The 13,558-nt window shown below is 35.3% G+C and carries 14 protein-coding genes and 1 pseudogene; 6 read left to right on the forward strand and 9 right to left on the reverse strand.

Annotated features, from left to right (window positions below; genetic code table 11):
• Positions 1 to 86 precede the first annotated feature (86 nt).
• From MT340_RS00920 to MT340_RS00930, 3 genes are all read left to right on the forward strand, one after another.
• On the forward strand, positions 87 to 941 hold the full coding sequence (locus tag MT340_RS00920) for a CPBP family intramembrane glutamic endopeptidase (protein ID WP_243588370.1): 855 nt from the start codon (positions 87 to 89) through the stop codon (positions 939 to 941).
• A gap of 21 nt (positions 942 to 962) precedes the next feature.
• Complete coding sequence (locus tag MT340_RS00925; RefSeq protein ID WP_243588371.1) at positions 963 to 1,820, forward strand: CPBP family intramembrane glutamic endopeptidase; 858 nt, start codon at positions 963 to 965, stop codon at positions 1,818 to 1,820.
• A 153-nt stretch (positions 1,821 to 1,973) separates the two neighbouring features.
• Positions 1,974 to 2,378 carry an NINE protein gene (locus MT340_RS00930; RefSeq protein WP_272107477.1) on the forward strand — a complete coding sequence of 135 codons (405 nt, stop codon included), beginning with the start codon at positions 1,974 to 1,976 and terminating at the stop codon, positions 2,376 to 2,378.
• Between the two features lie 414 nt (positions 2,379 to 2,792).
• On the opposite strand, the gene MT340_RS00935 is transcribed toward MT340_RS00930, so the two are convergent.
• Positions 2,793 to 3,572 carry a CPBP family intramembrane glutamic endopeptidase gene (locus MT340_RS00935; protein WP_243588373.1) on the reverse strand — a complete coding sequence of 260 codons (780 nt, stop codon included), beginning with the start codon at positions 3,570 to 3,572 and terminating at the stop codon, positions 2,793 to 2,795.
• A 1,091-nt stretch (positions 3,573 to 4,663) separates the two neighbouring features.
• Between MT340_RS00935 and argF the strand changes: the two genes are divergently transcribed.
• Both argF and arcC read left to right on the forward strand, forming a co-directional pair.
• Positions 4,664 to 5,662 carry an ornithine carbamoyltransferase gene (gene argF, locus MT340_RS00940; protein ID WP_243603482.1) on the forward strand — a complete coding sequence of 333 codons (999 nt, stop codon included), beginning with the start codon at positions 4,664 to 4,666 and terminating at the stop codon, positions 5,660 to 5,662.
• Between the two features lie 18 nt (positions 5,663 to 5,680).
• Complete coding sequence (gene arcC / locus MT340_RS00945) at positions 5,681 to 6,610, forward strand: carbamate kinase (protein WP_243603483.1); 930 nt, start codon at positions 5,681 to 5,683, stop codon at positions 6,608 to 6,610.
• Positions 6,611 to 6,879: 269 nt separating this feature from the next.
• On the opposite strand, the gene MT340_RS00950 is transcribed toward arcC, so the two are convergent.
• The 8 genes and pseudogenes from MT340_RS00950 to MT340_RS00985 all read right to left on the reverse strand — a co-directional run bounded on the left by MT340_RS00950 (position 6,880) and on the right by MT340_RS00985 (position 12,004).
• On the reverse strand, positions 6,880 to 7,095 hold the full coding sequence (locus MT340_RS00950; RefSeq protein ID WP_243588375.1) for a hypothetical protein: 216 nt from the start codon (positions 7,093 to 7,095) through the stop codon (positions 6,880 to 6,882).
• 22 nt (positions 7,096 to 7,117) lie between these two features.
• Positions 7,118 to 7,306, reverse strand: a complete 189-nt coding sequence (locus MT340_RS00955; protein WP_243588376.1) for a helix-turn-helix transcriptional regulator — start codon at positions 7,304 to 7,306, stop codon at positions 7,118 to 7,120.
• 13 nt (positions 7,307 to 7,319) lie between these two features.
• Positions 7,320 to 7,673 (reverse strand): hypothetical protein, encoded by a 354-nt coding sequence (locus MT340_RS00960; RefSeq protein WP_243588377.1) that lies wholly within the window; start codon positions 7,671 to 7,673, stop codon positions 7,320 to 7,322.
• Between the two features lie 238 nt (positions 7,674 to 7,911).
• Entirely contained in the window at positions 7,912 to 8,934 is a 1,023-nt protein-coding gene (lplA, locus tag MT340_RS00965) for a lipoate--protein ligase (protein ID WP_243588378.1), read from the reverse strand.
• A pseudogene (locus tag MT340_RS00970) lies at positions 8,894 to 9,810 on the reverse strand (SIR2 family NAD-dependent protein deacylase). Before MT340_RS00970 ends, lplA begins: the two are co-directional and overlap by 41 nt.
• 28 nt (positions 9,811 to 9,838) lie before the next feature.
• Positions 9,839 to 10,639, reverse strand: a complete 801-nt coding sequence (locus tag MT340_RS00975; protein ID WP_243588380.1) for a protein-ADP-ribose hydrolase — start codon at positions 10,637 to 10,639, stop codon at positions 9,839 to 9,841.
• The gene (locus MT340_RS00980; protein ID WP_103328327.1) at positions 10,640 to 10,981 is read right to left on the reverse strand and encodes a glycine cleavage system H family protein; all 342 of its coding nucleotides are present in this window, start codon (positions 10,979 to 10,981) and stop codon (positions 10,640 to 10,642) included.
• A gap of 21 nt (positions 10,982 to 11,002) precedes the next feature.
• Entirely contained in the window at positions 11,003 to 12,004 is a 1,002-nt protein-coding gene (locus MT340_RS00985) for an LLM class flavin-dependent oxidoreductase (RefSeq protein WP_243588381.1), read from the reverse strand.
• A 237-nt stretch (positions 12,005 to 12,241) separates the two neighbouring features.
• On the opposite strand from MT340_RS00985, the gene MT340_RS00990 reads away from it, so the two are divergent.
• Positions 12,242 to 13,435, forward strand: a complete 1,194-nt coding sequence (locus MT340_RS00990) for an NADH-dependent flavin oxidoreductase (protein WP_243603484.1) — start codon at positions 12,242 to 12,244, stop codon at positions 13,433 to 13,435.
• Positions 13,436 to 13,558: the final 123 nt, after the last annotated feature.

Consider the following 13,558-nt stretch of genomic DNA (forward strand, 5'->3'; position numbering starts at 1 on the left):
TGAGCAAAGCTTAACGTCTGCTTTGCTCTTCGTTGTGTTAATCTTAATTTGAATACATAAATTTAACTTAAAGGAGATTAATATTTATGGTGGAGCAAAGAAAGTTTAGTATTTCTAGGATAATAGCATATATGTTATTAACAATTTTTATCTTATTGATATCTGGAGAATTAAGCGGTTTTCTTATTGAACATGGATTGCCAAAACCATTAGGACAATTACTTTCAGGTTTAATGTTTACCATAAGTGCTTTAATCATAGTAAAGTATATTCATTCTAAAAATCCGTCGATTTTAAGAGAGATTAAATTAGTTGGTTATAGTAACAAACGAGACTTAATCATTGCTTTAATCTTACCATTCTTAATTACGCTTGCTGCATTTGGCATAGTTATTGGTACAGGCATGATAAGTAATTTTAGAATTAGTACAGATATACATATTTGGTCAATGTTCTTGTTTAATTGTATTTTTGCCATTTTATATGAAGCATTTCCTGAAGAAGTATTGATTAGAGGATTAATTCTAAATGAATTACGCAAAAAATTTAATTTTATGGAATCTCTATTTATACAACCGTTACTATTTTCTATTATTGGCGGTGTAGCACATATTGTTACCAACTTAATACATATGGGAGGACCAGAAATATTTTCAGTTATAGAACATATGATTCAATTTTATTTATTTGGTTTTGTCATACAGCTTTATAGAGAATTTTCTGGTTCATTATTTGCAAACATGTTATTCCATTTAGTTTGTCTTGAAACAACAAGATTTATATTTGTTAGTTCAGAGCTGTCTATTATTAAATTTGATGAAATTGCCTTTGGTTTTACGTCATTGGTAGGATTATTTTTTGGATTATACCTAGGAAGCGCAATTATTTTATCCTTTCTACTTTGGCTTAGAAAAAGAAATTATGAAAAATCAAATAAATAATGAGGAGGCACAATATCGTTTATGCGTAAACCACTACTTATATATATTCTATTAGTTTTCGTCTTAACGTATAGCATTGAAGGACTTGTATATTTATTAGGTGGACTTCAAGCTTTTTCAATAATCGCGAGTTTAGCGATGCTACTTCCTGCGATTTCAGCAATCATCGTATGGGTTATTTATTATCGAGATAATAAATTTTGGAAATTCTTCGGACTTAGATTAGGTAAAATTAAATATTGGTTTATATATCCAATGCTGATGTTAGTGACTTTGATCATCATATATTTAATTTCTTATATTATATATCCTAATCAATTTTTAAATAGCTCAGAATTACAACATAGAATGAAAGATACTTTTATTTTCATACCTGGCGTACCTGCATTAATTAGTTTATTAATACCATTAGCACTTAATTTAACAGTGGGAATCATTTTTAGTATTATCGCTTATCTTGGAGAAGAATTAGGTTGGCGTGCATTTATGTATCCTCAACTAACTAAATTAGGATTAACGAAAGGGCTAATCATAGGTGGTATAATATGGGGGTTGTGGCACTTACCGCTCATTTTAATGGGACACAATTATCCTAATCATCCAATTTTAGGAAATATAATGATGATATTAATGTGTATGCCACTAGGAATAATTCTTTATTATTCATATATCAAATCTGGAAGTATTTTTGTCCCAGCGATAATGCATGGAATTTTTAATCAATTTTCAAGCACTCTAACTATTTTCTCTATTAAAGAATCACAATTTGATCCACTTATATACGGTTCAACAGGAATTATCGGAATAATAATTTTAAGTATTATCGCTATATTTTGTATTAAAAGAATGAAAGTTTTTGGAAAGAAATATAGTTATTAATTTTTAGACTACCTCTATAAGGTGGTTAGTCTTAATATTAAAAATCTACGTAAAATCGCATGATTTCTGCAAAAAATAATGATTTGTTCATAATTTTCGCTAGAATAAACAACGCTTTAACCATAATATGAGGTCGGAAAGGAGCGGATCAATTTGAAAACTAACAATGTTGGGGAACGAATTCGAAACTTAAGGAAGTCTAAAAAGATGTCTCAAGAAAAATTAGCAGAAAAATTAAACGTTTCTCGACATTCTATTTCAAATTGGGAACGAGAAGTGAGTTCTCCAGATATGCATTCTTTGGTGGAGATGACAGAACTTTTCGGCGTTTCTTTAAATCAATTGGTTAAAGGAGACGAAATAATCGTGAATAAATATGTTTATGCAGCTTTAGCTTTTTTCCTTGGCGGATTTGGTGCACATCGTTTTTATAGAAAACAGTATGGAAAGGCAGTCTTATATTTAATATTTTGTTGGACAGGTATTCCAGGTGTGATTGGCATGATAGAAGGCGTGATTGCATTTATAAAAACCGCAGATGCTCAAGGTAATATTTAAGCACGATCAAATGAACTATCGATACTAAAATTTTATTTTAGTGTCGGTAGTTTTATTTTTAGCATAAAAAATACACTTATAGCATTGGGAGAACTATAAGTGCATTTATCACCATTATAGGCAATTTGGAAAATACAAATGTTTGGGTGTTAATAAAATGTCAGGAAAGTAACATTTTATTCATTGGGATGCTTAGCTATATAGAATTTACTAGAAAATTAGGGAGTGTCTAGTTTGAAATGAGAGGAGTATACGCATTTCAATACTACAGAAAAACTATACTATAATAATCCCATGCAGATACTATATTATGTATCTATTTGATTTTTACCCACCCATTAATAATTGAAACCTTTTTATCGTTAAAAAATATAATTTTAATATTTATTTTTTGTAAATAATTATTATCGAGAATTATTTCATGATAATTGAAATTAGAGCGCCAATTAATACCACGCTTGCATAAGCATTATTTAACATATGTACAAGTATGCTGTCTTTAAGACTTCCTCTACGTTTATAAGCTAGATATAAACCTATTCCCATTAACATGTACATTAAGAAAGCAATGAGGTTTCCAGCACTATGATTGGCAGAGAAGATAACTGAAGATAATATAAGTGGAAGAATAAATGAACCTTTGTTAAAAATAGTTTCTTTAAAAATACCTCGGAAAGCATGTTCTTCCACATAAGGTGCTATAAAAGTAATTGCTACGAAAAAGACTATTAAAGCAATAATGATAGATGGTGTTAAGGTATCAATACGTTCTAAATTTTTCATTAAAGCTTTATCATTATTAGATTGATGTTGTCCGTAAATTGACACCATAATGGCACTCATGATTATAATCATAATTCGAAGACCAATAAACCATAAAATATTGATACCAATATCTTTCAATTTTAGGGGTTGATGAATATTTTCATATGTATGACGACGATAATATGTTCTTACGGCCCATATAACAAATGCTGAAAGAATTATAAAACCTATAGCTAGTCCGATAATTAATCCTAAACTTTTATTACTTACTGCCAACCCTAGTGTACTTAAAGCTAAAATGGCCGGTAATTGAATAAAAATCATAAAAAAGATGAAAATGAATACGTTAAGAAATCGATTTCCCTTTGGCCTAATCGCTGTGTCATTTATTTGATCATTTTGCTTATCCAATGAATCAACTTGTTCCAAACTAACAACCTACTTTCTAACATATTTATGCATAAATTAAATGTAATTGCATACATATTTTATATTAACATACACAATTTTGGGACGAATAAATTACAAAAAATTAAATGAAAACTTTACATTAGATAAAATATGATTAAAAAATTAGAAAATAGCTTTAGCGAAAGTATTTATAGTTGATAAGGATTATTTAAAAGAGAAGGAGCATTAAATTATTAAAGAATTTAAAAATCAACATAATAATGTAAGAAGTTTTAAAGATGAACTAAAAATGTTGTTGAGGTTAAGGAACGTAAGTGATTACACACTTACGTAAGTAGTTCTAAGATGACTAACGAATGATGTTGCGCGACACTTTGCGTTTTTCATTGAACACAAGTGAAATTTTACTTGTGTAAGGCGTTCTAAGATAGATAACGAAACGTAGTTGAGTGCGGGGCCCCAGCACAAAGACTTTCGCATAGAAAGTCTACAAACAAAGCAAGCTGGGGGAGGAACGTAAGTGTTCTAACACTTGCGTAAGTAGTTCTAAGGTAGATTACGAAGTGTAGTTGTGAAGACTCCTGGTGGAAAAGAAAGAGCCTCAAGACTACAGGCTTGAGCCTTTCCCACCGGAAAGCGTAACAACTTAAACAAGTGAATATCTATCTAAGAACTACTTTACAAGACCAAGGCTCGACCCAGCCCCCTAGGCAAGCATCTCAACTTAAGTGAGTGAATATCTATCTAAGAACGACTTTATAAGACTACAGGCTTAAGCCTTTCCCGCAAGAAAGCGTCGCAACAAAATGAGTGATTATCTATCTTAGAATAGCATTTTATAAAGTACCAATAATAACTAAAAATTTGTTAGGAAACGTTTACTTATTATTTTTATTTATTGCTCATTTTGTGTAATAATAAAATCGTAGAAATACAGGTAATCACGTTTATTGTAACTCTAAAATACATATTTATTTCAAATATCGTGTAATTGTAAATATTTTGTCAATTAAGCATAAATAATTTATAAGATATTTTGAAATGTGTTGTATTATTTTTTGTAATCGCTTACAATAAATGTGAAAGAAATCACAAAGGAGTTGTACAAGATGCAAAATTTAAGAAACAGAAGTTTTTTAACACTATTAGACTTTTCACAAAAAGAAGTTGAGTTTTTACTAAATCTATCTGAGGACTTAAAACGAGCGAAGTATGCCGGAATAGAACAACAAAAACTTAAAGGTAAAAACATCGCTTTAATCTTTGAAAAAGACTCTACACGTACACGTTGCGCATTTGAAACAGCAGCATACGATCAAGGCGCACACGTAACATATCTTGGACCAACTGGAAGCCAAATGGGCAAAAAAGAATCTGCTAAAGATACTGCTCGCGTATTAGGTGGCATGTACGATGGTATCGAATACCGTGGCTTCTCACAACGCACAGTAGAAGAACTCGCTAAATACTCAGGCGTACCTGTATGGAACGGCTTAACAGACGAAGATCATCCTACACAAGTACTTGCAGACTTTTTAACAGCAAAAGAAGTATTGAAAAAACCTTACCACGAAATCAATTTCACATACGTGGGTGATGGACGTAACAACGTAGCAAACGCATTAATGCAAGGGGCAGCAATCATGGGTATGACATTCCACCTTGTATGTCCTAAAGAATTAAACCCAACTGACGAATTATTAAATCGTTGTAAAGACATCGCAGCTAAAAACGGTGGCGAAATCTTAGTAACTGACAATATCGACGAAGGTGTGAAAGGTTCTGACGTTATCTACACAGACGTATGGGTATCAATGGGTGAACCTGACGAAGTTTGGGAAAAACGTATTAAATTATTAGAACCTTACCGTGTAACTAAAGAAATGATGGAAAAAACTGGTAACCCTCGTGCAATCTTTGAACACTGCTTACCTTCATTCCATGATACAGAAACTAAAATTGGTAAAGAAATTCAAGAGAAATATGGCTTAACTGAAATGGAAGTTGCCAATGAAGTATTTGAAAGTGAACAATCTGTAGTCTTCCAAGAAGCAGAAAACAGAGCGCACACTATCAAAGCAGTAATGGTTGCAACTTTAGGAGAATAATCGAAGGGGGACCTACCTATGTCTAAAATCGTCGTGGCTTTAGGTGGTAACGCTTTAGGACAATCACCTGAAGAGCAATTAGAATTAGTAAAAGGAACAGCAAAATCTTTAGTTAGTTTAATTCATAAAGGATATGAAGTCGTAATCAGTCATGGTAACGGGCCTCAAGTAGGTAGTATCAACTTAGGTCTAAATTATGCAGCTGAGCATGAGCAAGGCCCACCATTCCCGTTCCCTGAATGTGGTGCAATGAGCCAAGCTTACATTGGTTATCAATTACAAGAAAGTTTATTAAATGAATTACATTCATTAGGCATTGATAAACAAGTTGTCACTTTAGTTACGCAAGTAGAAGTAGCAGGTGACGATCCAGCCTTCAAAAACCCAACGAAACCAATTGGTTTATTCTATTCTAAAGAACAAGCAGATAAAACAATGCAAGAAAAAGGTTATCAATTTGTAGAAGATTCAGGACGTGGTTATCGCCGTGTTGTACCTTCTCCACAACCTATTAATATCGTTGAATTAGACAGTATTGAAACATTAATTAAGCATCAAACACTTGTCATTGCAGCTGGTGGCGGTGGTATTCCAGTTGTTAAAGAACAAGGTAACTATAAAGGCGTAGACGCTGTTATCGATAAAGATAAAACAAGTGCCTTATTAGCCGCTCACTTAAAATCAGATCAATTAATTATTTTAACTGCCGTAGATTATGTGTATATTAACTATGGTAAAGATAATCAAGAAGGTTTAGGTGAAGTCACTGTCGCTGATATGGAGAAACATATTGCTGATGGTCAATTTGCGAAAGGTAGAATGCTTCCTAAAGTTGAAGCAGCATTACAATTTATTGAAAAGAATCCTAAAGGTAGCGTGTTAATTACATCTCTAGCAGATTTAGGTGATGCCTTAGATGGTAAGATTGGTACGTTAATTAAGAAATAGCACTAATAATGGTTATTATATAACTCCCCATATATTTATAATAATTAAGACGAGCTTGGGCTTAATATATGTGATTTACATATTTAAGCTCAAGTTTTTTGTGTTTGGGAAAATTAAGGGAGCTTAAAAATCCCCTCACTATTAGCGGTAGTGAGGGGATTGGTGCTTGTTATATATACCATATACTTATTAATTGTATGATAGCATCTACTAGTGTAAAAATGCAACATTTAATGAAAGTACGATACAATAAATAAAACTTGCTTAATCTAATTCTTAATTCGAGTACTGTATTTTAAATATGTGGCAATTCCCCAGTAAATGACCAAACCAACAAGCATAATTAGCCAAACGACATTAAAAGTACCGGTTGTGATTTTGATATATAAGTTATAAACGAGTAAAGCGATGAAAAAGTAAAGGTTAGTCCATTTGGCTGCTACATTAAAATGATGTTGTTCCATTTCATCTTGCTTTTTTAACATATTTCTCACCCTTTGTTTATATTTATGGCGTAAATAGGTCGTCGACGGTGGTATCAAATTGTTTCGCTAATTTAAATGCAAGTAGCAAAGTTGGATCGTATTTATTATTTTCAATGGCATTAATCGTTTGTCTTGATACATTCACATTCTTGCTTAATGTATCTTGGGACATGCCAATTTGTTTCCGATATTCTCGTATTTTATTCTTCATTGTCAATCAATCCCTAACCAGAATATTTCTTTTTAACTATAAAGTAATTACTAAGTAAAAATATAGCTCCAATGATGAGGTAAAGTAACTCTGGATAATGATTGAATGGATAAACCATATGTTTATCCGACATTTCACCAAAAATTCGTAAAATGATTAGAAAGAAAAAACTATAAACCAAGCCAACAAACGTTTTAGAAAATATTTCTAAAAACATCATACGTTGTCTTTCATCATACCCTGTATTATCTGAAGAATCGTTATAAGTTCTTTCGTACAGTGTTTCCTTTGGTAAAAACTTATTAGAAATGATTGACCATAATATTCCGAATACAAATACAGCGACGAATAATAAAATAGTTGTCATATTTCTCACCTCAAAATGTCAAAAGTTTTTTACACTTTCAGCCTAACATGTTTAGATAAAATGTCAAATTGTTTTTACATTTTCTGAATGAGAAGCTTCTGAGAAATGTTTTTCAAGAGAGCATAAGAAAAAGCCTATGATTAACACTAAATCGTGTCATCATAGGCTTTATCCTATATAAGGTAAGTGTTCGGGTTGTCTGAATTTAGACGGTCAGACTTCTAAAAATCAATCATATTTAACTTAAAATAAAGTCGGTAAATTCTTCTGCTGTGATGTTACCAAAGTAGAAGTTTAAATCGATATTGTTTAAGCGTTCAAGTAAATCTGCTTTAACCATACGTGTGCCAACTAAATGGTCTTCAACATCATGTATATTACCTTGGCCAAAGAAATCGCCATAAATACGACATTCAGCAATACGGTTATGTTCAATAGATAATGTAATATCAATCGTGCCACAATTAAAGCGGTCGTTACGGTTATATTCATATCTTGGAGAACGACCATAGTTCCATTCCCAATTATCATACTTTTCAGCGACTAATTTATCGATGCCAGCCCAATCTTCGTCGGTTAATTCATAACGTTTGGCATCTTTAATATCATCGATGCCCATAATTTGCGTGATGATTAGATTTTTAAATTCTTCAATTGTAATATCTTTATATTTCGGATCTAGTGAATCGCGGATTTGACCGACTCGAGCGCGTACAGATTTAATGCCTTTCGATTCAATCTTCTTACGGTTAGGTTTCAACACTTTAACCATAGCTTCGTAATCAACATCTAGTAATAAAGAGTAACCACCATAAATACGATTATTCAATATCGTCATAGCGGCACCAGAAATTTTCTTATCATTCAATGCTAAGTCGTTACGACCGCTTTGAATGACGTCTGTTGCGCCTAAATTATGAAGCGCTTGAATAGCAGGGCGATAGAAACGTTGGAAGTCGCCATAAATAGACGTATCTTGTTCTAGAATACAACATACGTTCACGGCGCCATCATCAACGTAAACTGCGCCACCACCTGTATCACGGCGTACGACTTTAATATCGTTGTCATCAACATAGTCTTGGTTAATTTCTACTGCCGTATTTTGAAAGCGACCAATCTCTACTTTCGGTTGGCAGTAATAGGGTAATAAGATATCTTCATCTAGAAAAATATGGTTATTTACATAAACCTGCATTGCTAAGTTTACGGCACCATCGTCAATATATTGGCCATTTCGAATAGGTTCTATTAAATACATCGTTCTCGTCTCCTAAGTTGTTAATTTTCTTTGTGCGTTAATAATTAATGAGGCGATATCGTCTGTTAAATGAATTGTTCTGTCTTGAATATTTTTCGGGATACGATAAGCTTTTTTATTTAAAGTCATAAATATCGCATCTGGATTGTGGCGTGTCATACGCTGGAATGGGTGTTTAACAAATTGTGGTGTTGTGTAGCCAATTCCAATTTCTAAATATAAGACTTTGCCATCTTTGTGTGCGTCTAAGAATGCATTATAACGATTTAATTGTGCGTGGAAATCTGCGTCTTCAACCATGCCGACTTGTGCTTTACGCTTGTTGATTTCCATTGGCGCGTCGCATTTTGGACAGTGCGGAATGAGTTCATACGGAATTTTCATATCCTCTTGTTGAGCCACCATTTCGCGAATCGCATCGTCATCACGATAAGTTTGTGCATGACAATGTTGGCTACATTGCCAAAGAATGTATTCGCCTTGAATATGGAACACTTTATCCATATCATAATTAGCCACCGCGAAGGCGTTATCCGCGTTAGTTGTGATAATGTGATAATCTTTGTCGGCTAACATTTCTTTTAGCGCGACATAAGATGGGCCCACGGGTTGATCTAAGTAATTGAGCTTCACAAAGCGACTTTCGAACGCCCAATATTCTTGCCAACTGTCAAACGGATGCAGACTCGCTTGTAACATATCGAAAAAGTTATATTTTTCTATAAAGTCCGGAAAATGCTTCGTGAAACGCTCACCGATATATGTGAAGCCATCTGACGCTGACATCCCAGCGCCTATCCCCACAATAACGGCATCGGCTTCATCAATAGCTTGAGCTAATACTTCATATTGCTCAGCGTTCTCATGGCAAGACAGTTCAAGTGCTTGCCATTTAGCATCTGTATTAGTCTCTGTTGTCATCAGCGAAAGCCTCCTCATATAATGCTAAATCTTTATCTGTGAACACATTGAAGATGACTTTAAGCGATGAACCTGTTTCTTCTAGATAGGCCAGCGTTGTATCAATCGCAATGCGACTGGCCTCATCTTGTGGGAAACCAAAGACACCCGTTGAAATACAACAAAATGCTAAGTGTTGTAACTCATGAGCATCGGCAAGTTCTAAGCAACTGCGATAACAACGTGCAAGTAAATCTTTATTCATTTGGGACACAGGATGTTTGCGAATTTGTGGTCCCACTGTGTGAATCACATGTTTAGCTGGCAAATTATAGCCTGGCGTGATTTTAGCTTTACCTACGCCTTCTTTACGACCTTGTTGCTCAATAATCTCTGCACAAGCTAAGCGCAATTGGACGCCGGCTTTTGTATGAATAATGTTGTCGATACAATTGTGATTCGCTTGCATACAGCCTAAGAAACGACTATTTGCTGCATTCACAATCCCATCTACAGCAAGCGTCGTAATGTCGCCTTGCCATAAATAAAGTTGCTCACCTAACACAGGTGTTAAGTCTTCAATGTGTGTAATGTCTTGTTGGTTATTCAATGTAGATAAATATGCATTCTGTACTTCTAAAAATGCCGAAGACACAGGCTTCGGTGGACGTACGTTAGCTAATCCACGATAAAGCTCCCATTGTGCCTTAGCAGTGTCAGGGTAGTCTAACGACTTATTGCCATGCGCTTCTTTCCACATCGCACGGATTAAATAAGCTAGACGTTCTTCTTGTGTGTTTACCATTTATTCGTCATCCGGATCTGGTAATGCATTGTATGCTTCTTCATCTACATTTTCTAATTTAACTAACCAATTTTCTTCTGGTTTTTCAGAATTTAAGATTGAAGGCTCATCTTCAGCTCTTGTATTACGTTCCACGATTTTACCTGCAAGTGGTGATTGCACGTCTAATACTGTTTTAGACGCTTCAATGCTGACAATTTCATCGTTCACGTTCACGTCATCAGCGCCCATAAATTCGACATAACCTACTGTACCGACATCATCTTGAAGTTCAGGTGTCATTCTATAGATATATTGGTTTCCTACTTTTTCTACATATAAATAATTAGCTAATTTAGCCATTTCATAACATCCTTTCTCTATTTATAAATACGCGTGTGCTAAGCGTTCGATTGTACGGCATCGCTGTTCGATACCTGGTAATAACGGCACGACTAAGATCTCGTCTGCTTCGAATGTCTCAATCATCGCATCCAAGCGTGGTTTCACTTGTTCTATCGTTCCAGCTAAGATGCGTGCGCGATGTTGTGCGATGAGTCGTTTGTCACGATCATTCAGTTGATAGTCCTTCGCAGTTTCAATGGATGGGAAACGCTCGAATTCCGCAAATTGACGTTTGCCCAATAACCACACATCAAGCGCATGCAACAGTTGCTGAGCCTCATCTTCCGTATCTGTCACAATCACAAACACCGTTAGCATCACCTTAGACGCCATATTTAACCCTGTTTTTTGAAAATGACTGCGATACGTCGCAACACTGTTTTTCGCCGCATCTATTTTATCCTGGCTAGGTAGTAAAAACGTACCTAACGCGTAGCCCATACCTTGCGTAGCCGCAAACTTGGCAGAACGTTGACTCGTACTCAAGAGCCACATTTCAGGATGGCGTGTAATCTGAGGTTGCGCGATGACTTTACCCACACGTTGTTCTTCAGGCGGTTGCGTTAAATAACTGCGAATATCCTCGATACTTTGATTGTAATCAAGATAATCGGCTTTATCCTCATCCATTGCGCGTTTAACTATTGTTGTACCTGGATTATTCCCAATCCCTAAATCGACGCGATCGGGATATAATGCTTCCAACATCTTGAAATTCTCCGCCACTTTAAACGGACTATAGTGAGGCAACATCACGCCACCAGAACCTAACTTAATTCGCTCAGTTTGTCCTAAGAGATACATCATCAATAACTCTGGACTACTGCCCGCAAAAGCTGGCACATCATGATGTTCTGTTAACCAAAAACGTTTGTAACCTAAGTCATCCGCGAGTTTCGCTAACCTTGTTGTATCTTGCAACGCTTGTGCTGCGTCTTTGCCTTCATCTATCATGGCATAATCTAAAATATTGAATTCCATCGGACACTCATCTCCAACTGTAAAGTACCATTCCCTTGATTTATATACCCACTCCTATTTTAACGTGTTTGAACAATTTTTGGTAAATTTTGCTTTGCCAAAGTGGATAGATTTCCCGGGCAATGGTTTTCATTTTTGAAAAGGGTATGGAAGACGTTCACAAACAAGTCGATTGAGTATTGCGAGATGGCGTGTTACTTTGGAAATAATACATCATGGACGAAAGAGGATGCGATAATGATACAATATCAACCCTTATTACAACCGATTACTTTACCCAATGGCATAGAATTAGCTAACCGTTTCGTGTTGTCTCCAATGACAACGAACTCTTCTACGAAAGAAGGACATATTACGGAGGAAGATATACGCTATGCCAAGCGACGTGCTAGCTCAGCGCCATTACAAGTGACAGGCGCTGCATATATAGAACCGTATGGCCAATTATTCGAATACGGTTTTAACATTTCTGACGATGCTTGTATCCCAGGTTTGAGAAAAGTGGCTCAAGCTATGAAGCAAGATGGCAATAAAGCGATTATTCAACTCGCACATGCCGGCAGATTCTCTAATACGGCAATTATGAATTATGGCGAGGTGTACGGGCCAAGTCCTATGACATTACATTCGCCAATCAAACATAACGTTTTAGAAATGTCCGTAGAGAAAATTCATGAAGTCATTCAACAATATGCAGATGCGACCTCACGTGCGATTCAAGCTGGGTTCGATGGCGTGGAAATCTCCGTAGCACAACGTTTGTTAATTCAAACTTTCTTTTCTACATTTTCAAATCAGCGTCATGATGAATATGGCGTGGATACGTTAGAGAATAGAGCGCGATTTGGCTTAGAAGTCATGGAAGCAGTACAAAATGTAATTGATCAAGAAGCGCCGGACGATTTCATCTTCGGATATAGAGCGACACCGGAAGAAACCAGGGGTAGTGATTTAGGCTATACCGTCGATGAATTTAATCAACATTTGGATTGGGTGTTAGAAGTCGCCAATATTCAATATTTGGCAATTGCGAGTTGGGGACGCAATATTTACCAGAACAAGACACGTACGCCAGGCGAGAACTATGGACGACGTGTGAACCAAGTAGTGTATGAATATTTAGATGGACGCGTGCCATTAATTGCGAGTGGTGGCATCAATTCCCCAGAAACTGCGCTAGACGCGTTGAACAATGCAGATATGGTAGGCATGTCTTCACCATTTGTGACAGAGCCCGACTTTGTACACAAATTAGCAGAAAGTCGCGAAGACGATATTAATTTACATGTGAAACCCGAAGAATTAGATGAACTGGCTATTCCACATGCTGCATTTAAAGATATTGTTCAAATGATGGATTACGGTGAAGGCTTACAGAAGAAAACACGCGACGAACTGCGTAAACTCGAGAAAAATTATCACAAAGAATAAATGTAAGACCTCATTGATGTTGTAAGTGAAATCAATGTGGTCTTCCTTTATTTTTAAGGAAAAGTTTAATTCATGTCGTGTTTAATGTAAACTTATAAATATAAATAGTTTACATTATAAGTC

The sequence above is a fragment of the Staphylococcus sp. NRL 16/872 genome (genome assembly GCF_022815905.2).
Classification (GTDB): domain Bacteria; phylum Bacillota; class Bacilli; order Staphylococcales; family Staphylococcaceae; genus Staphylococcus.